This is a genomic window from Bradyrhizobium sp. UFLA06-24 (assembly GCF_054967145.1).
Window position 1 is genome coordinate 1 of record NZ_JADFUE010000091.1, and the last position, 18,869, is coordinate 18,869.

Here is an 18,869-nt window from a genome sequence, read left to right on the forward strand (position 1 = left end):
GGTCCCTTGCCGAGCGCGCGGCAGAAATGAGCGGAGCCGATCCCATCATCTTGGCGGTCCTCGGCGCAGTACACACCTTCGTCCGCAATTATGGTACCGCACGTATGCTGCTCGAGCGTGCCGTCGCGCTTGATCCCAATGCCGCGTGGGCCTGGAGCAGGCTCGGATGGCTCGAAAACTATGCCGATCAACCGGAAAAGGCCATCGCCAATTTCGAACGGGCCCTGCGCCTGAGCCCCATCGACCCCATGAATTTCAACAACTACGTAGGTATCGGCTCGGCGCATGAAATCGCGCAAGAATATGATGAGGCTGCCGCGTACTACCGACGCGCCCTCGAGGAGCGGCCAAACGCCAGTTGGATCTATCGCAATCTAGCAGCAGTTCTGTCGGGAGCCGGCCGGGTCGATGAGGCGAAGGAGGTCTTTGCCAAGTTAATGCATCACTACCCGGATTTGACGATCTCGAAGTTCAAACAAGCCATGGTGTTTTCTCCTGCGGTCCTCAATCGCATGGGAGAGAATCTCAGGAAGCTCGGCTTGCCCGAGTGATCAGACCGGTGGTTTATCAGGCAGAGCCGTGACGGCGTCCAAACCGCGAGCCTGCGCGGGACCGACTTCCAGTAGAACCCAGCTGAGCACAAAGACTAATCCGAGCCCGATCACGCAGAAGCTGGCAAGTACGATGATCCAGGGCCAGAGAGGATGGTGCAGCCTGTCTTCGTGACGCGGACATTGTCTGGTTCACCGCTTATCGGATGTACGCCGCAGTGCTTGCCGGCTTAAGTTAACGGTGAGCACCGTGAACATGACCAGCCACGCGCATGCGGTCAGGAGAGCTGAAGCGATGGCACGCATCCCAACCTCCAATGGGAGAGGCCGCTGCGTGTTGGGTGGGTCGACAGCGGCTCCGTGTATGGCCGCTGCTTGTGGGAAGCACCATTGGGGACTACGCGGCCACGGTGACTATAGGCCACTCAATCGGCGCGCCAACTTAAGACCAGTATTAAGCTTGATGCCCGTCCTCAGGGTTAATTCTGGAACGCGCTAACAAAAAGACCGCCAGAAGGCGATCTCTCTGATCCGCTGAAGCAGCGGGGATTAAGCTACGCGGAAGTCGACGTCCGGCGATAAGCCATGAAGCAAACACCGAAGAAGCCGATAACCATCATCAGTTGCTCGGCTGGGGCGCGATATCTCAGGTTTGTTAGGGCAGAACCGTCTCTGCGGAGGCGAAAGCGATTCCGATCCGCTTGCTCGAGCGCCACACAGCTCGACATTCCCGTCGCAAATCCGCAGTCGGAATGCTCAAAGTGAACTCGTGCGGAATTCCGATCTGGCTTGGCACCTCAAGGTGCGCCCCCGCATCTGAGAGATCGCGGACGACGCAGCTGAAGGCGCCCGCCGGGGACTCGATGATAGCGGCCCTGAAGACGCGCCGCCGGCGTATCCTGCGCTTTTCCATGATCGCGAGAATACGAGCGAGAGATGAGAAATTGTTGAAACATATCGCGGAAAGTCTCGATCGAATTCTCGCACGCATCTAAGAAAGCGTTAATCACAAAGCTTCGCCGTCTATCAGGCGAGAATTGTCTAGGGCGCGCCGAACCCGCGGAAAGCGCGACGGGCAGCGGCTCATTGCGTCATTGAAGCGCGCTGATGCAAAAGGCCTGCAGGTCATACTGGCGGCCTAAATCTCCCGGCGTTTGAATCCGCAATTGGATTGGCAACCGGAGCATGGGACTGGAACGCCAGCGGTCCCATGTTCGGTCTTAGGATGCAATCGTTCGAATGACGCCAATTTCGGAACGGTGTGTTAAGCTGAGAGAAAGCCCAGGCGACGCCGCAAGCGTGCTGGGTCTGGCAGCCGGCCGGTTAGGAAACGCAAAGGCCGCAGCAGTGAACTGCCGCGGCCCGCGCCTTGTCAAAAATTCCGGGTGAAAAACGATCTGAGTGAAATATGCAGCCAGCCCCGGTAAGCAGCAGCCTACAGCAGCTCTGCCGCGGTGCAATGTGATCCATTTCACAATTGGTAGCACATTTAGCGCGGTGCCAGCGTGGTCCGCGCCATCCTTCGAGAGCACCTAGACCAATCGCGACATCGTGCTGCGATGGGTGAACATCACTTTGCCCCGCAGGAGCGGCTAATTGCGGAATTGGACCGGGATGGTCACCACACCACGTGCGCCGTGAGCGTACTTGCCAGCTTGACGCGCACGCAAGAACTGCATGAGCTGGATATTGAGCGCCTGCTACGTGACTTCGCAGAGTAAGGCCGCCTCAGTTGGCGCGAGGCATCCCGTAGTTCTCGGGGAGAGACGGTTAAAACCGTATTTTGCTTCTCAGTCCGTGTATTTATAAGCGGAACACGTATTCGTAAGGGACTAAGCTGAACAGGCGCGGAGCGATTGCGATGGAGAGACGGCCTCGGTTCGCAGGGGTCTAACGCCTGAACTCGATCGGATGCCGGTCGCTCAGGGGGACGTTGGGCGTGCCATCGTGCGTTAATGGCCCTTTAGTGAGATGCGAGCTAGCGTAATCGATAGCATTCAGGTCCATCGCCCATGGATTTCCAGAGCCAAACACCAGCCGTCGTTACCGCGATCCGCCAGCGCGATCTTATAATTACATGGTGTCGGCTCTACGCGCGGACGAAAAGGCTGCCAAATCTTTCCGAATATGAGCCGGGCCGTCTAAAAGAGGAGGCCGAGGATCTGGTTTATTACTCCGTCGATGCGACGGCTTGGCCTCCCGTTCTTACGATCGAAAGCGAAGGCACGCGAATGGCTACCGCTTATGGCCAAACCGGAAAAGGGCGCCGGCTAGACGAATATGTCGGACCCCGGCTGGCAGCCTCGGTCATGCCGGTTTATCATTTATGCGTTGCACGGCGATGCCCGGTGTACACCGTTTCTCATTTAGAAGACGCTGACGGCCGCAAGGTAGCGTATGAGCGACTGCTCCTGCCTTTTGGAGCTGACGATGAGATTACTGAGCTGGTCGCCTCTCTTAAGACCATTAGTCCTGATGGCCGATTTGATCTTCGAAACCTGATGACACGCACTGACTTGGTAGCGGCACCGGCTGTGCGCGCCGTTATCGACCGGGGGCTCGTCGGCGGGCCCGTGCTCTCAGCAGGTTGGGCTGACGATCTTGAATTTGGGTGAACCCCAGGCTCACCGTCGATCGGACGAAGGGACGACAATGTTAGTTCCGCCAGCAGGCTGCTCCTAAACTCCTCTAGCAGGTGTCGCTTGATCCGGACGAAATCGCCCGGCCGAACCCCATTCCACCTTCCGCCAAGGTTGAGCCAATTCGCGTCCAGTACGATTAAGAGCTTGACTCGCTGGTGGGCCTCCGCAGAAATGCCACGTCGACTGGAAGGAAATCAGATGAGCACCGAAATCGTCACCACCTGCATCAACTGCGTCCCACCCGGAAGCCTTTGGGCAACGCTCTTTGTGGTGGCGATCGGAGCACTGGCGGCGATACAGTACGAGCGCCAGCAGGCTCGCTAATAGCCGAGCAGCGCCAGCATAACCCAGCTGAGCACGAAGATTGCGCCCAGCCCAAGCGCGCCAAAGCCGGTGATCAAGACGATCCAGGGCCAGAGCGGGTGTCGTTCGGGCCCTGATGTCGTGAGGCTCATCGGTCTTGATCCATAATCCAAGGCCCTTTCCGATGCGCCAGAGTACGGCAGTACAGGTGCACGAATAAAGCTAAGCCAGCGAAAACGAGAGGCACGAACCAAAGCATCTGAGCACTTACGTCAGGACAAAGCCGCCGCGCCGAATATGCTGGCGACGGCTTTGCTACGGTTGGACCGGTCTTAGGGAAATCGCCGGCCCGTTCACCCTAGCTCTCGGCGCGCATGTCGCAACTGAAGTCGCGTGTTAAGCTTGATGCCTAGGAGGTCCGGACAACAATCTGAGCAAGGATGTCGTTAGAAGTTTAGGTGTTCCGAGCACAGATCCTTCATTTTGACCGTGCAGCTTTCCCTTATGCGAGAGCGGGCGGCCATACGGGAGCGAGTGCTAAAGCCAGGCACTATTGAGTTTGGCGTGAATGCGGTCGCGTGCATGGTCCGTAATTTTTCCGAGCAGGGTGCCGCGCTCGACGTAAGTAGCTCGTTCGGCTTGCCTGATTACTTCACTCTCGTTCTGACCCTGGAAGGCCGCCGCTTTTCAGCCCGCGTCATCTGGCGGCAAGATATGCGTATCGGCGTGGCGCTGGAATCCAGCAGTTACGAAGCTACAAGGGCGAAAAAGCCCTGTTAGAATTCATTCTCCGGCAGCGTCCCGGCTGGTGGCTTCAACTCCTCGATACCGGCTTCGATGATGGCGAGATCATCTTGGACAGCTTGAACGGAGCTGGCCGGGTCGATGCCAGAGACCGCCTCCAGTCGCGAAAGTAACTTCCGACGGTGGGCGAGTAGTTGGGCGAGGGCGCGCCGGTCTTTTGTCTTTACGTACCCCGCGACAATCTGCTCCATCACGTTTGACATTTCCTCCTCCCCCGATCAACGCCTGGTCTTCGAAGGGTGGGAGGCCACGGCCTCGCTGCGACGCTCTTTCGCTTCGGTGCTTAGGCGGGCAACCGTGGTGATTATCGCCGCAATTAGTACAATCCAAAAGCACACACCGAAGACAAATAAAAGAAGGTTTCGCATATGCTCGCACCGGTGACGAACGAAGCCGACGCGCCGAGTATGTTGGCGCGCCTGCTTCGCCACGGGGATTCCGGACGGGGCAATTGTCCGGTGTAAGCAGCGTAGCGTTCTTGGCAGCGTCGGCAATCTCAGTCACGAATTAAGCTTGATGCCCGCGCTGCGGGTTAATTCTGAAACCCGCTAACTAAAAGACCGCCCGGAGGCGGTCTCTCTAAGCGCAGACAAGGCTGAAGATCAGGCGATACTCATGGCGACGTTCTTCCGCCGATACGCCATAAAGCCGAGGCCGCAGAAGCCTAGGATCATCATCGCCCATTTAGCGAGCTCGGGCACGGCTGAGTTTTTCGAAAACGAGAAATTGTCCATTCCATAGGCGTGAAAGCCACTTCCGCTCGCTGTCCACGTGAGCTTGTGATCACAGGAGCACTAAGAGCGAACGTTGTCCAAGCATTGATGTTGCCGAGAACGGCGGACGTAGTCCCGACTACCACGTTAACGTCGTAGGCCGTCGACGTAATACTCTCACCCGCGGACGATCCGTTTGAGCGAGAGAAGTGGCAAGCTTACAAGTGTCTCGGACGAGGTGAATGTGGCTGTATCAGCGTAGGTGCCGGCGCTGCCATTGTACCCCACAAAGTGCGGCCCGTTCGTGTCCGTCGACGCCGAGCACGACGGCCTCACCGTCGATGACGAACTGCTGCTCGCGATTGCGCAGCGCGGACTGGGCAATCCACGGAAAGCGGTCGGTGCAGTTGTGGCCATTCCTGGCTATGAGCCGCACGGAGCGGCCGTTGCGCTCGACGCGCAGGCGATAACCATCGTACTTGATCTCGTGGAACCAGTCGGGGCCGTCAGGCACGGCCTCGGCAGCGGTTGGCAGGCAGAAGTCGAAGACGCGGGACGTGAGAACGAGATAGTCACGGGGCCGCGAATATGCGAATCTCGGGCGGTGTTTTGACGTCGGAATTCTTCAGTGAGGTACCGATGACAATTGCATTGCCATACCTTGGAATTGCGGTCTGCTTCTCACTTGCGGTCTGGTTGGTGAGCTTGGTGCTATAAGGCTTGCTTCGACCCTGATGCGCGAGGTCCGATATTTCTTCGCAAACCCGGAATCGGGGTGGTGCGTGATGGCTGCTATCGCGAGCCATTGGGCTGCGTCAGCGAAGGTCGGCACCCGCGTCTCAGCAGCGAACCCATTCAGGTCGTGCGCCAATAGCACCCTGAAGCCGGCATCCCAGAAGGTAGCGATCGTGTAATTGGTCTCGCTGTTGTAGAGATCTTGGAGAAGGCGAACAGTGGGATCCATGTGGCGCTCCGCAAACTCTGCCGGCACCGGTTTTTAGTGCTGCGTCGGCTCTTCCTCGACGTCCCTGCCCGTGCAGGTGATCAATAACCTGGCCTAGATCGCACATGTCGATCAGCTCGCCGCATGTCGGACATCGGATGATGTGCTCGCGCTCGTCGCGGGCCGTCCAGCCAATCGGTTTTTCCTCGCAGCCATCAGGCCACGCCGCGCAGGGGAAGCGCGAGCTGCACGTCAAAGCTCCGTGTGGCGTTGGTGTTGATGAAGTCCTGCAGCGCCGGCGGGATCTCCGCACCAGTGTGCGCGGCGCGTTCCGCCAGGGCGTCGGCAATGTCGCTGGTTGCGTCGCGCGACCAGCCTTCGACCGGATTGAAGCATACGATCCGCAAGGGGTAAGCGTATTGGCCGGAGATGATATCCCGCAGGATGGTCTCTCGATCAGTGTCGGCTTCGTCGGTCTCGCGCCAGGCGCAGCCGGCACGCGCGCCGAAATCCTCAAGCACCAGATAGATGTCATGGTCCAGGCGATCGGCCGGCACGATCGAGGGCGAGGAACGCATACGCACACTCCGGTACTGTCTGCGGAGAGACGGCCCCGGCTCGCAGGGGGGCTTGGGGGGTATGGGCCGGGGCCGCTCCGCCAGCTCAGCGGCGAGCCAGCGAGACTCAGAAGCCGATATGGGGCCCTTTGTTCCCTCGACGCTCTAGCATCAGTTTCAGGTTGAGAATTGAGGCCCTAATCGTCCTGTGTGACACTCATCACGGCGGCGAAAATCGGCCCGTCGTACTCCTGAGATCAACAGAGGGATCGTTCTCTCAGCCGCGGAATAGTCCGCCGATCTAATTAACAGGAGCAAACCATGCTGAATAGGCACGCCAAGAACTCGGAAAACCGTATGTTGACCGACAGTGAGCTCGACAGTGTCGCTGGCGGCGACATGGCGCTCAATCTGGCGGTGAAAGTGTACGAGGCCCTTGGCCAGCGCCTGATGGACGCGATTCATCAGCCGGTAACGTCGCAGTCGACAATCAGTCTTCACATGCGATGATTTGAGCCGGATCTGGAGAGACGGCCCCGGCTCCCAAAGGGGTAAGGCCGGGGCCGCTCCGTAGCCCAGCGGCGGCCGGCGCGACTCACAAGCCTGTCCTGTAGCCTTTGTTCCTGTGAAATTTACGGGTGGTCAGCGCGACGTTGGATTGTCGCCCGGCGACAACAGCCTTACAAAGGTACCGCTCTCGCAATCCCCTCAGGGCAAGGATCCGGCGCCACGTTGGTAAGGAAAGACGCCGCGCCGATCACCGCGAGCACGACCAGAAGCTGACAGGCGAGACGGATATCGGCGGAGCAGGTCGAGGCGCGGAGGCTTGAGCTTTGCCTGGCGACGCACCTGGCGGCTCTCGAACGCCGTTTGAAGTGACCGGCGGCAGTGCGCACGCGAGAGCTCGGCGACAAGACGATGCGGATGGCCGACGAAGCCGGCGATTTCGGAAGCTTTCCGGGCGCGCTCGAGCGGCGGGACCCGGAAACCATCGCAGAGGCCCTGGCCGACGCGTATCTCGAGGCGCGGAACGTTCGGGCGACGCCGAGCCCGTCGAAATCCTGCAGCGCCTCCCCGAGAGAGCGATCTCGAGACTGGCGTGTTTGCGCTCGCTTGCCGGGAAGTGAGACCGCAGATTTGCAGGCCGATCTCAGAGACGGCGGTCGAGATGGATCACGTCGGCGATAGTCCCGTCCTGAGGGCTGACCAGCAGCAGGTTCTGGTCCTCGAGCATCACATATTCGTAGTTCCGGACCGGATCGGCGACCTGATCGATCGTCGACGGGATCCGCGCGGACTTGAGCTGATCCGGCAGCTTGTCTCCGGCTTTCGGCTGAAAACCTTGCGGAGAAGCCTGTTTCTCCGCGACGCCGGCGATGCTCCACGCGATCATTTGCCTCTGCGTCGACGTGAGACCGATCGGGTCTCTCTCATCGCGTTTGCTCATGCCGGTGGTTGCGGGGCCGGCCGCCCCGGAGCCCTGGCTTTGTTGAGCCGCGGCGGGGAAGGACAGGAGCGCGGCGGTAATGAGCGCGAAGCCGAAGCGGATGCGGGTCATGTTTGCCTCCTGGACAATGTCGCTGTCGCCTTCAAACTCGCGCAACGCACGGAGGTTGCTGCCCGGCCGGTTCGATGGGGCGACGCGAACCAGAGCCCCCGGCGCTCCCGTCTTCCCGCTGGAAATCGCAAAAAGAACCCCCTCCGCTGACCTGGATCAACGATCCTGTTCGAGCTTGGGCCATCCTGCGGCGCATGAACTGCTCGGAAAACATCCGCTGTCCTGGACGGCAGACACCGAAGCCCGCCTCCAAGCCCCTTGCCTCGCAGGCGGACGAGAGATTGCTGATCCTTGAGGAACGCGCCCGCGATCTTCGCCGAATCCTCGCGAAGCTTCGTGGACCTCTCCACTGAAGGTCGGTGGGGATTGTCGTGATCCGGTCCCGGACCTACCGTCGCGATCAGGCGTCCATGTCCCGCAGGCGCTGACGATTGCGCAACAGGATCTGCCTCGCTCCGGAAAACCCAGAACACCTTAGAGCACAGCTTACGGCGCGAAATGGAGCCTAGCGTGGTATCGCGCAACGACATGCCCGGTCATCGTAAGGCCAGGCCCAGGCTCTTTTTCCGCGTTGGCAGTGCCTTAACGTGAGGCTTTCCCGCGTGCAGAGTTCAGGTCCGACTTTATTCCGGGAGTGTGGAGTCGATGCGCTCTCGAGGTGGAGGTTGTTCATTGATGTGGCGGGCCCAGCATGCGCCAGAACGACTGGACGATGAGCGATCGGCACCTGCGCATGCTGCGAGCAGAAGGCCGACGAGGTCAACAGAGCTGCCAAAGCAACGATTCGAATTCGTATATCGCTCAATTTGGTGCCCAGCGTTCTCGTGCACCACGTGGCCAACGTCACCACGCCATCAGGTCGGGCGTCATACTGCGCAAGCCCGTGGCGGTTCAGAAGAGCAAGCTGCCGTTGTGTGGTCCCTACACAGCGTCACTTCCGCCATGTTCAAGGATAGGTTCGGCATGTTCGCATGCGGCATGAGTAGCAGAAAGGCGAGCCTGTTCTGATCGAAGTCGGATGTCCGCGCCAGGTAGGCAAACGGCGGCGCCTGATCGGTGGCGTACGTCTGCCCGCTGTCGACGAGATGACAGCTTGCGGACCATCGCTTGGCATGCCTTTGCCGTTCGACGGGCCTGCGGCTTGGCCCGGCCCCGTCCCGGCCATCATGCAGAATGCGATGACCGCCAATCCGAAGGCTTTCGTCATGCCTGGCTCCTTCGTGGCTGGAGGGTTGCTCCGCAATGGGCATATCTCGGGCTCAGGACGGGAAGTCGGCAGGGTCCACCTTGATGGGATCGGCGTGGAGAGACCAGTCGTGGGGTGCGTGGGTCTCGCAAAGCCTTTCCTTGGCCTTCTGCTCGGCCTCCGCATCGTTCCGCGCATCCAGCCCGATGGTGGTTTGGCAGACCTCGTAGGTTTGCCCGTTTTCGCCGAGCACATCCTTGATGAAGCGAACGATGAAGCGCGACATACAACGTCTCTAACAACGGCTCTCTACGGCACCACTTGCGGGCGCCACAAGCGCCGGAAGAGGCCGGGCACTAGCACAAACAGCTCACCAGTTCGGAACGCAGTCGCGTCCTTTTCGTTGCGGCTCTGGGGCGCGCAATTTGCTTAGAGGAGAGCATGAACATGCGTTTAACCAGCTTAGCAGTAGCCGGCTTAATGGCTGCGACAATTCCGACGCTTTCGACGAGCGCTGAGGCCCGGCCATTTGGGATGCATGGCGGTTTTGGCCATGTTGGTGGGTGGCACGGCGGCTGGGGCCATGGCGGTTGGGGGTGGGGCGGGGTCGGCCTCGGGCTTGCGACCGGAGCGCTCTTCGGTGCTGCACTCGCTGGACCGTATTATGGCTACGGCTACTATGGATCGCCCTATGCCTACGACTACGACTATCCCGTCGGCTACGACTATGGCTACGACTACGCTCCCGCCTACAGTGTCGGCTATGTTGGGCCCTCGTGGAGCTGGGGTTATCGGCGGCCTTACTGGGGTTACCGCCATCATTACTGGGGTCACCACCGCTACGGCTATGGTTTCGGTTATCGAGGGTACGGGGCGAGAGTAGCTTACGGCGGGTACCGGACCCGATTTGCTCATGCCGCGTACCGTACAGCCGTAGGTCACCACGGTCGGTTCCGCTGATCTGCGTTTCGCGCCAGCCATGGGCCCCCGGCATAGTCTGCCGGGGCCTTGTTACGACTGCTTAGAATCCCCTGACCTCGATCTTCCTGGGAGTGCTGGAGGCCGGCTTCGGAATGACGACCTTCAGCGCTCGGGCGGGAAGAGTGGCCTTGATCTGGTCGGCATCGATTCCGGACGGGAGTGGGAGCGACCGCGAGAACCATCCGTAGCTTCGTGTTCCACCATGTGGTAGTCCTTGTCCTTCTCCCCATTCACCGCCAGGAGGTCGTATTCGACGTTGACTTGGTCGAATGCCAGTTTGAGCCACCGTAGAATTCGACGATGCGGGTCGAGAATGCGACCGCAGCTTCATCGCTCAAGCCGAGCAGTGGCTATCGCACGAGAGCAACCAACTCAAAAAGCAAGTTGATCAGTTTCTTGCTAAGTCGCGCGGCTTGGGGCATGCGGACCGAAACTCCCCCTGCGGTGATAGCCACTACCCACCTGATTAGTCGGCTGGGGCGGACCGAATGCGCAAAGTCCTCATTTCCAGTCTCGCGCCCTGTCATGTGATTCGATTTGGTGCAACCGATTTTCGATTGGCTTGGCCTGGCAGAAATTGGCTCGGCCACAGGCCCACTTCCTCCATAACATGTGATGTCCGAATGACGACAGGTCTTCGGGCAAAAGCGCACGTATCCCCCCGGACTGGTTTGCGGTCCTTGATCACCCGAAGCGGCTATCTGCAGCGCGCTTAACAGCGCTCGGCGATGGCTGTCACTTTCCCACGCGCGCTAGGGCTATGTGCAAGGTCGCGGGCGGGTGCCCGAGCCTGGTGTTTGCTCCCCGGTAGCGTTCCCACATTGCCTTGCCGTCGAGATCTTCAACCAGATTGAGACCAACACGGGCGAGATCGTCGACGATTTCATCGGGATAGAATCCCGAAATCCAGGGCTCGCCGATTTGCGCGACGACCTTGGCATTTTCGTTGTGCGGTGATCGCGATGTGTTCGGGGCGAACTCAGCTTGGTCGACATAGGTGAATACAAGTTCGCTCCCCCGAGCACCGCAAGTTGCCACCGAACGCAAGGTCGCCAGATTGGCCTGGCGTGTCAGGTACACCGAAACGCCCAGCCACGAAAAGAATGCTTTCTCATCTGGCCGAAAGTGAGAGCGATTTAAGACAGATACCAAGTCCTCGTTGGCGAGGTCGGCAGCGACGAAATGCACGGACGGTGGAAGCGACATTCCGCATTCCTTGATGCGTTGGATCTTCATCGTCTGGGTCGCCGGATGGTCAATTTCAAAGATCGTCAGGGCGTCGGAAAAAGCAGGGCGGCGAAGCACGAAACTGTCCAGCCCAGCTCCGATCAGGACATATTGTTTGATGCCTCTCATTGCCGCCTCGCGCAGCGCATCCTCTGCATAGCGAGAGCGAATCACCACTCCTGGCAGCGCGGTGTTGGTCAGCAGGAATTCGTCCAACACAGAGGCCGGTGTACGCAGGGCGCGGGCACGTGTGTCCTCATCCATGCGGGCCAATATTCGCGCGGTCATCCTCTCGCGCTCGGCTTCGGAAACGAGTCGATCGCCCCAGGGGTCATTGAAAAGAGGAAAGGGGTCGAACCGCGAATGTAACGCTCTCATCAGCGATGTCACCAGTGCGGTGCGGCTGGGCAATGACTCCATCATTTCAGTCCTTCTCCGGACGAATTGTCTCGCTGCACAACAGGGCGCGCGTCACCGACGAGGCTTTCGAAGGTAATGCAACTTGGTGCGCACCATAGCCCGGAAATGGCTCCCGGAGCCGGCTGTATTCACGCCGTTGGCGGAGGCTTGGCGCGCCGCTGGGCTGCCGAAATCATAATACTTGCAACGGGCACTCCTTTTCTGACTACGAAGTTCCGATGCGGGCACTGAGAAATCGGCTTGCTGGGGCAGACCGGAAGTCGCCAACGCTTGGCCCGACCGACCCATTAACCCATACGAAAGTCACAACTCAGCAGTTGCGCTACGAGGTTTGGGTGTCCTGACGAGCGATTTCGAAGCCCCATGCGCTTGGTCCATAAAGAGCTGAACAACCGGGCTGACAGCCCGGTTCTTCAGACGGACGACTGCAATCGGCATAGGTGGGGATAAGCAGCTCCACCGGAAGCACCTTGAGGGAGCGCTGCTGGGTAGCAAACCATAGCGCTGACTCGTGCAGCATGGTCAAAAAGCGTCCGGTCGCCACGTCGCTATCGCCATTTTAGCCAATGGCGCGCCAGGCTAGCTATAGTCACGGAGATGACAAACCCATAGAATTCGGCCCACACCCTGCGGGGATGCTGTCGCCAATCTGGGACGGTGCTGCCAGCTTCAAACAGGGAGGTCTCACAGGCGCGAATTTGCGCCAGCAAGGACTAGGCTGTCCGGCCACCATCTGAAAGGTTCTCGGACGATTTGTCCCAAATCCCGCATCGATATTGCTAGCCGACCGGGGGTGACGGTGGAATAATCGTGAGGTTTTGGCCCGGCAGGCTCCGGGCGACATGGATTTATCGATGTCCGCGCTGTCCGAGGACTCCGAGCTTGCGCGCAGGATTGCCGAGCTCGAACAGAAGCTGAAGTCGAGCGTCGCCGAGACCGAGCGCCTGCAGCGCGAGCTGGCACAATCGCGCGAGCGACAGGCTGCCAGTTCGGAGGTTCTGGCGACCATTGCAGGTACCTCCGGCGATGCCGACAGCGCGCTGCAACAGATCGCGGAGACTACCGCGCGGCTGTTCGGTGCCTCCAGCGTCTCGATTCAGCTCGCTGAGAATGGCGAATGGGGAAAAGCCTATCGCTACGGCGCGAGCGCTCAACGCATACGCGAGGCCGTACCGTTGACCGCCATAAAGGTAGGCGGCCGCAATATGCCTGGCGCGGTGGTCGGACGAAACCAGCAAATTCATGCGCCGGATCTGGACAAACTGGATCCCGATTTGGCTGAGTTTCCTGGCCTGCCGCACGCCCGAGCCGCAGGCACACGCACAATGTGCGGCACGCCGCTGCGCAGTCAGGGCAGCGCGATCGGATCCTTGATCGTCCATCGCGACCGACTCGAGCCGTTCTCCGATGACGAGCTCGTGCTGCTGCAAAGCTTTGCCGACCAGGCGGCGATCGCGCTCGAAAATGCCCACCTGTTCAACGAGACAAAGGAAGCACTGGAGCGGCAGACCGCGACCGCCGACATCCTCAAGGTGATCGCCGCCTCGCCGTCCGACGTGCAGCCGGTTTTCGATGCCATCGCGAGCAGCGCCAAGCGCCTGATCGGCGGCTTTTCGACGGCGGTCTTTCGCTTCGTCGACGACGTCGCGCACCTTGCGGCCTTCACGCCAACCAGCCCGGCTGCTGATGAGGTGCTGAAGGCCGGATTTCCGAGCCCCGTCGCCCGATTCGAGCCCTTCAAGCTCGCTCAAGGCGGCAAGCCGGTCCAGATCGCCGACATCGAGGCACTTCCTGACTCGCAGATCAAGCAGATCGCGCGAGCGCGTGGCTTCCGCAGCATGCTGTTCACACCCCTGATGAGCAACAGCATGCCGATCGGATTGATCAGCGTGACGAGAGTCGAAGCCGGCTCCTTCGTGGATCACCACGTGCAGTTGCTGCAGACTTTCGCTGACCAAGCCGTGATTGCGATCGAGAACGCGCGCCTGTTCGAGCAGCTTCGGGCCAGGACGCGTGAGTTGAGTGAGGCCTTGCAGCATCAGACCGCCACCGCCGACGTCCTCAAGGTGATCAGCCGCTCGGCGTTCGATCTGCAGACGGTGCTGGATGCCCTGCTCTCGTCGGCCTGCCGCCTGTGCGACGCCGACATCGGAACGATCCGTTATGAGGACGAGGGAAGCTACCGGCTTGCGGCCACCTATGGCTGCAAACCCGAATGGATCGAGCACTTCCAGACTTACACGACAAGAGCAGAGCGCAGCTCGATTTTTGGCCGAACTATTCTTGAAGGTCGTCCCGTTCGGATTCCGGATGTTCTTGCTGATGCCGATTTTGGTCGTCCGCAGGCACAAAAACTGATGGGCTTTCGGGCCGCGCTCGGCGTCCCGCTCATTCGGGAGGGGCACGCCTTCGGTGTCATCAACCTGTTCCGCTTTGCCGTCGGTTCGTTCGAGGACAAGCAGATCGAACTGGTAGCAACCTTCGCCGACCAAGCGGTAATCGCGATCGAGAACGTCAGATTGTTCGAACAAGTGCAGGCGAAGACGCGTGATCTCACTGAGGCACTGCAACAGCAGACGGCGACCGCGGACGTGCTCAAAGTCATCAGTCGTTCGGCGTTCGACCTGCAAGCCGTACTCGATACCCTGACCGAATCGGCCGCGCAGCTATGTAACGCCGATATGGCTGCGATGACACGGCAAGACGAGACGGACGGCTTCCAACACGTAACCAACTACAATTTTTCGGTCGATTGGGTGAAGATTGCAGCTGGCTTTCGGCTCCGCCCCGGACGCGGGAGCCTTGTCGGAAGGGTGCTGTTGGCGCGCAAGGCGGTGCAGATTGCTGATGTCTTGGCCGATCCAGACTATTCTTATCCGGAAATGCAGCAAGCAGCCGGATATCGCACGCTGCTCGGAGTTCCGCTTCTCCGCTCTGGGGAGCCGATCGGAGTGCTCTTTTTGGCTCGCAAGGTAGTTGAGCCGTTTACCGACAAGCAGGTCGAACTCGTCTCCACCTTCGCCGACCAAGCCGTTATTGCCATCGAAAACGTCCGCTTGTTTGAAGAGGTACAGTCGAAGACGCGCGACCTCTCCGAGGCACTGATGTATCAGACTGGAAGTGCCAACATCCTGAAAGTGATTGCCTCCTCGCCGACGGACGTTGAGCCAGTCTTGCGTACGATCGTCGAGAGCGCTTGCGACCTCTGTCAAGCCTATGATGCCGTTCTTGTCCTAAAGGAGGGATGCGATCTGGTCGTTCGCGCGCACCACGGGCCGATCGGAATGGGCACACAGACGTGGACCGACGACCGCACCTCCGTGTCGGGGTTCGCGATTGCGGAGAGGGTGCCGATCCACATGCACGATGTCCTCTCCGAGGAAGGTAAGAACTTTCCTGTTGCGCAGGCAATGTCGCGACAGGATGGTTGCCGCACGCTTCTTGCCGTGCCGATGATGAGCGAGGGCGAGAGCATCGGCGCGATCGTACTTCGGCGTGCCGAGGTGCAGCCCTTCAGCGACAATCAGATCACACTCTTGCAGACCTTCGCCGATCAGGCGGTGATCGCGCTCGGCAACGTCCGCTTGTTCGAAGAGGTTCAAGCGCGCACCCGCGAGCTCGCCAAATCCCTCGATGAATTGCGGGCCGCCCAGGACCGCCTAGTTCAGACCGAGAAGCTTGCATCACTGGGCCAGCTCACTGCTGGTATCGCGCACGAGATCAAGAATCCGCTCAATTTCGTTAACAACTTCTCTGCGCTCTCTGCCGAATTGATCGAGGAGCTCGACGAGCTGCTTGGAAACGTCGCACTCGACGACAAGATCCGAGCTGAGGTCGATGAGCTTGTGAACATGCTGAAAGGTAATTTTGAGAAGGTCGTCCAGCACGGCAACCGCGCCGATTCCATCGTCAAGAACATGCTGCTGCACTCGCGCGAGGGTTCGGGCGAACGTCGTCTGACCGACATCAACGCGATTGTCGACGAAAGCCTCAATCTCGCATATCACGGCGCACGCGCGGAAAAGCCTGGCTTCAACGTCACCCTCATGCGCGACCTCGATCCGAGCGCCGGGATGGCCGAGCTTTATCCGCAAGAGATCACGCGGGTACTTCTCAACTTGATCTCGAACGGCTTCTATGCGGCGCACAAGCGCAAAGAAGCCAGCGGCAATTCTTTTGAGCCGACTGTGAGCGCGACAACAAGAGCGCTGGCAAGTGAAGTCGAGATCAGGATCCGCGACAATGGCACCGGGATTCCGGCGGAGGTCCGAGAGAAGATTTTCAACCCCTTCTTCACCACCAAGCCCGCCGGCGAAGGAACAGGGCTCGGCCTCTCCATGAGCCACGACATAATTGTGAAACAACACGGCGGCAGGATCGACGTCGAAACCGAGCCGGAGGCATTTACCGAGTTCATCATTACGCTACCTCGGATCGGGGTAAGGCAATAGCGGAGGTAGGAGTTGAGCGTCTACATTCTCATCGTGGACGACGAGCCCGACTTGGAAACGTTGTTTCGACAGCATTTTCGGCGCGAGCTGCGCGCCGGCCGCTTTTCGATGGAGTTCGCGACTTCCGCGCCGGCTGCGCTGCAGCGCGCCTCCGACGTCTGCGATCCTTCGCTGGTCCTGATCCTGTCGGACATCAACATGCCCGGAATGAGTGGGCTGGAGATGTTGCCGGAGATACGCGCCAAGCGCCCTGAGGTCCCAGTGATCATGATCTCGGCATATGGCGATGCGGAAACCCGAAGGACGGCCCTTGAGAGAGGCGCGGAGGGCCTGCTGACCAAGCCGATCGACTTCGGGCAGCTTCGCCAAGAGATCGACGCAAGGCTCGGACAAACAGCATGACCGCTACCGTCCTGTAAGTCGACGATGAGCCATATGTGAAGACGCTCGTCCTGCAGAGATTCCGTCGGCAGATTTGAGACGGACAGGTCAGCTTCGTCTCTGTGTCGGTCAACGGTCAATTTATGTCACGATTTTCAATACGCGAGTGGCGCTGCAAATATCAAGATTAGGCGCTGAATGGATGATTTCTGACTCGTTTCATCGTCTAATGACCGGTGAGATCCGTCATCGTCTATGTCGTGTTGCGCAATGAACGACGAATTGGCGTAGCGCGCAAGTAAAATGGACGCGGCGACCCATGACTGAATGGCTCAACGAATTACATTCTATACCGTGGGCCAAGCAAATCAGGCGCGCTCCCCTAGGGAGCATAGCGATTACCGGGGTGTAAAGAACGATTGCTCGGCGCTTGTTAAAAATTTAGCGCAACTATTTACTTGAAAATTCCGCTTCAACGCTAGGAGTGATCTCGCACCTGTTCTTAGCAAGCCGTGTCGAGCGCGCAACGAGCCTCCAGCCCACAAGCCCCAGTATCCAGCCATCGATCACTATTTGAGGACTCATTGGAAGCTGATCATGCGCGTCCACCTCATTGGCGACACCCCTGGCAAGCTCTCAAGATTGCGCGCGGGTCTTACCTCGGAATACACTCTTAGCTCCGAACTGTTAGGAGGGGTGGCTCTGCAAATTGCGGCCGTCGATGCCATAGTCGTCGATGCGGACATGCGCAACCTGGAAAGCATTTCCGCTCTCAAGGAACTGGCGGCAAAGCTAAGCCAGGTTCGCCGGCGCGTGTTCTTGGTCGAGCGAACCAGAAGGCTCTCCATAGCGCAGGCCTACGCGCTTGGAGCGACTCAGGTTCTTCCCAGCACACTCACGCCTGCGCAGCTGATGGCTGAGTTGGACCAGTCGAGGTCGTCGCCCACCGAGATCGGTGAAATCAGGATAGGCGTGCGGGGCGCGACCACGGCGGGAGCTGCGAGCATAGCATCGATGTTCCAGGCGGTGTTAAGAGGCGGAGCCGTCGACGTGGACGAAGCAAGAGATGCGGGCAAAAAGATCGCAAATAGTATTGCCGAGCATGGCTTGTCGAAGTGGCTCGAATCCGTTCGTCGCCATCATGAGGGGACTTATCAGCATTGTCTCCTGGTAACAGGCGTTGCCGTCGATTTCGGCTTGAGCCTGGGTTTGAAACAGATTGACATGGAAAGGTTATACACAGCCGCCATGTTTCACGACATCGGCAAGGCTGCTATCCCGCTTTCAATTCTCGACAAACCGGGGCGCCTCGACAGGGACGAACGAGCCCTGATCGAGACCCACCCGGTGGCTGGTTACGAAGCTCTCAAAGACAACACGGGTATCTCGCCAGAAGTACTCGACGCAGTGCGACACCATCATGAATATCTCGATGGCAGCGGGTATCCCGATGGGCTGTCCGGACACAGCATCTCCGATATCGTTCGGTTGCTGACGATATGCGATATCTTTGCTGCGCTGATCGAACATCGACCATACCGCTCCACCATGTCACGTGAGGACGCCTACGGTATTGTCAGCAGCATGGACGGCAAGCTGGAGAAGCCGCTGGTTGGTGCCTTCAGAGAGGTAGCTCTGACAAGGTAAGCAGCAGGAGAGAGACGCCAGATGCAGCTGGAAGCGCCGCACGTCCTCGAAGCTCGCCGTATCGGGCGAGCGCCCGAGGAACGCCGCGAAGTCCTTGATCCTTTGCACGTAGTCATGTTGGGTCTTCAGCGCCAACTTGCGGGATCGTCATGTCTCCATGCGCCGGCGCAACGGGCTCATTGCCTCGTCGGTTATGGGGGATGCTCCTTTCTTGGGTGAGGCTATTGCAATCCTCAATCTCAAGACAGGACGCCCCTTAGCGTTATCGGGTTAGTTAGGTCGTGAACTTATAAAGTTGCCGGGCGGACGACTCGCCATAGTCCGTCCGCTATGCCCGATAGCGGATCAATTCCGCAGCGCAGCGAAATGACGCGATGAGCCAATAGGGGACGTGAGCTAGAGTTCCAACCACATTCCCGTGGTGGGTGGTAAGCGTAGCTCTGCCGCCCTTTGAATGACGCTTGACGCCTATTTTGTTCGCGTGGCGCGTCGCCGCGGCATCCAT

18 protein-coding genes and 1 pseudogene are annotated in these 18,869 nt (G+C 59.3%); 8 read left to right on the forward strand and 11 right to left on the reverse strand.

Translation table 11 applies throughout. The features are described 5' to 3' along the window. Positions 1-551, forward strand: a 551-nt coding sequence (locus tag IF809_RS35125) for a tetratricopeptide repeat protein (RefSeq protein ID WP_462839832.1), incomplete at its 5' end; no start/stop codon positions are given. Between the two features lie 655 nt (positions 552-1,206). On the opposite strand, the gene IF809_RS35130 is transcribed toward IF809_RS35125, so the two are convergent. Next, on the reverse strand, positions 1,207-1,542 hold the full coding sequence (locus tag IF809_RS35130; RefSeq protein ID WP_462839833.1) for a PilZ domain-containing protein: 336 nt from the start codon (positions 1,540-1,542) through the stop codon (positions 1,207-1,209). A gap of 1,021 nt (positions 1,543-2,563) precedes the next feature. Between IF809_RS35130 and IF809_RS35135 the strand changes: the two genes are divergently transcribed. Both IF809_RS35135 and IF809_RS35140 read left to right on the forward strand, forming a co-directional pair. Then, positions 2,564-3,166 (forward strand): PAS domain-containing protein, encoded by a 603-nt coding sequence (locus tag IF809_RS35135; RefSeq protein WP_462839834.1) that lies wholly within the window; start codon positions 2,564-2,566, stop codon positions 3,164-3,166. Between the two features lie 225 nt (positions 3,167-3,391). Then, complete coding sequence (locus IF809_RS35140) at positions 3,392-3,517, forward strand: hypothetical protein (protein WP_283815010.1); 126 nt, start codon at positions 3,392-3,394, stop codon at positions 3,515-3,517. Here the strand turns inward: IF809_RS35140 and IF809_RS35145 are convergent. Beyond that, on the reverse strand, positions 3,514-3,648 hold the full coding sequence (locus IF809_RS35145) for a hypothetical protein (protein WP_462839835.1): 135 nt from the start codon (positions 3,646-3,648) through the stop codon (positions 3,514-3,516). The two genes, IF809_RS35140 and IF809_RS35145, sit on opposite strands and share 4 nt — an antisense overlap. Before the next feature lie 352 nt (positions 3,649-4,000). Here IF809_RS35145 and IF809_RS35150 point away from each other — a divergent pair, with 352 nt between their 5' ends. Then, on the forward strand, positions 4,001-4,276 hold the full coding sequence (locus tag IF809_RS35150; RefSeq protein ID WP_462839846.1) for a PilZ domain-containing protein: 276 nt from the start codon (positions 4,001-4,003) through the stop codon (positions 4,274-4,276). On the opposite strand, the gene IF809_RS35155 is transcribed toward IF809_RS35150, so the two are convergent. The 4 genes and pseudogenes from IF809_RS35155 to IF809_RS35170 all read right to left on the reverse strand — a co-directional run bounded on the left by IF809_RS35155 (position 4,273) and on the right by IF809_RS35170 (position 6,534). After that, positions 4,273-4,503 (reverse strand): hypothetical protein, encoded by a 231-nt coding sequence (locus IF809_RS35155; RefSeq protein WP_462839836.1) that lies wholly within the window; start codon positions 4,501-4,503, stop codon positions 4,273-4,275. The genes IF809_RS35150 and IF809_RS35155 overlap by 4 nt on opposite strands. Before the next feature lie 399 nt (positions 4,504-4,902). After that, positions 4,903-5,001: pseudogene (locus IF809_RS35160) on the reverse strand (choice-of-anchor K domain-containing PEP-CTERM protein); the annotation flags it as partial. A gap of 265 nt (positions 5,002-5,266) precedes the next feature. Beyond that, on the reverse strand, positions 5,267-5,527 hold the full coding sequence (locus IF809_RS35165; RefSeq protein WP_462839837.1) for an ATP-dependent DNA ligase: 261 nt from the start codon (positions 5,525-5,527) through the stop codon (positions 5,267-5,269). A gap of 644 nt (positions 5,528-6,171) precedes the next feature. Beyond that, positions 6,172-6,534, reverse strand: coding sequence for a hypothetical protein (locus tag IF809_RS35170; protein WP_462839838.1), 363 nt, complete (start codon positions 6,532-6,534; stop codon positions 6,172-6,174). 300 nt (positions 6,535-6,834) lie between these two features. Between IF809_RS35170 and IF809_RS35175 the strand changes: the two genes are divergently transcribed. Beyond that, positions 6,835-7,023 carry a hypothetical protein gene (locus IF809_RS35175; RefSeq protein ID WP_462839839.1) on the forward strand — a complete coding sequence of 63 codons (189 nt, stop codon included), beginning with the start codon at positions 6,835-6,837 and terminating at the stop codon, positions 7,021-7,023. A gap of 640 nt (positions 7,024-7,663) precedes the next feature. Here IF809_RS35175 and IF809_RS35180 read toward each other — a convergent pair. The 4 genes from IF809_RS35180 to IF809_RS35195 form a co-directional block, all read right to left on the reverse strand. Continuing rightward, entirely contained in the window at positions 7,664-8,071 is a 408-nt protein-coding gene (locus IF809_RS35180) for a hypothetical protein (RefSeq protein WP_453982754.1), read from the reverse strand. 1,259 nt (positions 8,072-9,330) lie between these two features. Further along, positions 9,331-9,543, reverse strand: coding sequence for a hypothetical protein (locus tag IF809_RS35185; protein WP_462839840.1), 213 nt, complete (start codon positions 9,541-9,543; stop codon positions 9,331-9,333). Positions 9,544-10,278: 735 nt separating this feature from the next. After that, positions 10,279-10,569, reverse strand: coding sequence for an Hsp20/alpha crystallin family protein (locus tag IF809_RS35190; RefSeq protein WP_462839841.1), 291 nt, complete (start codon positions 10,567-10,569; stop codon positions 10,279-10,281). Between the two features lie 404 nt (positions 10,570-10,973). Continuing rightward, entirely contained in the window at positions 10,974-11,888 is a 915-nt protein-coding gene (locus IF809_RS35195; protein ID WP_462839842.1) for a class I SAM-dependent methyltransferase, read from the reverse strand. 851 nt (positions 11,889-12,739) lie between these two features. On the opposite strand from IF809_RS35195, the gene IF809_RS35200 reads away from it, so the two are divergent. The 3 genes from IF809_RS35200 to IF809_RS35210 all read left to right on the forward strand — a co-directional run bounded on the left by IF809_RS35200 (position 12,740) and on the right by IF809_RS35210 (position 18,364). Beyond that, positions 12,740-16,336, forward strand: a complete 3,597-nt coding sequence (locus tag IF809_RS35200; RefSeq protein ID WP_462839843.1) for a GAF domain-containing protein — start codon at positions 12,740-12,742, stop codon at positions 16,334-16,336. A 12-nt stretch (positions 16,337-16,348) separates the two neighbouring features. Further along, a complete protein-coding gene (locus IF809_RS35205) occupies positions 16,349-16,738 on the forward strand; it encodes a response regulator (RefSeq protein ID WP_128965088.1) in 390 nt (129 codons plus the stop codon). Between the two features lie 576 nt (positions 16,739-17,314). Then, positions 17,315-18,364 (forward strand): HD-GYP domain-containing protein, encoded by a 1,050-nt coding sequence (locus IF809_RS35210; RefSeq protein WP_462839844.1) that lies wholly within the window; start codon positions 17,315-17,317, stop codon positions 18,362-18,364. Here IF809_RS35210 and IF809_RS35215 read toward each other — a convergent pair. After that, positions 18,269-18,499: a phage integrase N-terminal SAM-like domain-containing protein gene (locus IF809_RS35215; RefSeq protein WP_462839845.1), complete on the reverse strand. Its 231-nt coding sequence runs from the start codon at positions 18,497-18,499 to the stop codon at positions 18,269-18,271. The genes IF809_RS35210 and IF809_RS35215 overlap by 96 nt on opposite strands. Between the last annotated feature and the right edge of the window lie 370 nt (positions 18,500-18,869).

Coding starts and splice junctions, on each gene's coding strand:
- IF809_RS35130 (WP_462839833.1), bottom strand. CDS start 1,542: ATGCGTGCGAGAATTCGATCGAGACTTTCCGCGATATGTTTCAACAAT.
- IF809_RS35135 (WP_462839834.1), top strand. CDS start 2,564: ATGGATTTCCAGAGCCAAACACCAGCCGTCGTTACCGCGATCCGCCAG.
- IF809_RS35140 (WP_283815010.1), top strand. CDS start 3,392: ATGAGCACCGAAATCGTCACCACCTGCATCAACTGCGTCCCACCCGGA.
- IF809_RS35145 (WP_462839835.1), bottom strand. CDS start 3,648: ATGAGCCTCACGACATCAGGGCCCGAACGACACCCGCTCTGGCCCTGG.
- IF809_RS35150 (WP_462839846.1), top strand. CDS start 4,001: ATGCGAGAGCGGGCGGCCATACGGGAGCGAGTGCTAAAGCCAGGCACT.
- IF809_RS35155 (WP_462839836.1), bottom strand. CDS start 4,503: ATGTCAAACGTGATGGAGCAGATTGTCGCGGGGTACGTAAAGACAAAA.
- IF809_RS35170 (WP_462839838.1), bottom strand. CDS start 6,534: ATGCGTTCCTCGCCCTCGATCGTGCCGGCCGATCGCCTGGACCATGAC.
- IF809_RS35175 (WP_462839839.1), top strand. CDS start 6,835: ATGCTGAATAGGCACGCCAAGAACTCGGAAAACCGTATGTTGACCGAC.
- IF809_RS35180 (WP_453982754.1), bottom strand. CDS start 8,071: ATGACCCGCATCCGCTTCGGCTTCGCGCTCATTACCGCCGCGCTCCTG.
- IF809_RS35185 (WP_462839840.1), bottom strand. CDS start 9,543: ATGTCGCGCTTCATCGTTCGCTTCATCAAGGATGTGCTCGGCGAAAAC.
- IF809_RS35190 (WP_462839841.1), bottom strand. CDS start 10,569: ATGAAGCTGCGGTCGCATTCTCGACCCGCATCGTCGAATTCTACGGTG.
- IF809_RS35195 (WP_462839842.1), bottom strand. CDS start 11,888: ATGATGGAGTCATTGCCCAGCCGCACCGCACTGGTGACATCGCTGATG.
- IF809_RS35200 (WP_462839843.1), top strand. CDS start 12,740: ATGTCCGCGCTGTCCGAGGACTCCGAGCTTGCGCGCAGGATTGCCGAG.
- IF809_RS35210 (WP_462839844.1), top strand. CDS start 17,315: ATGCGCGTCCACCTCATTGGCGACACCCCTGGCAAGCTCTCAAGATTG.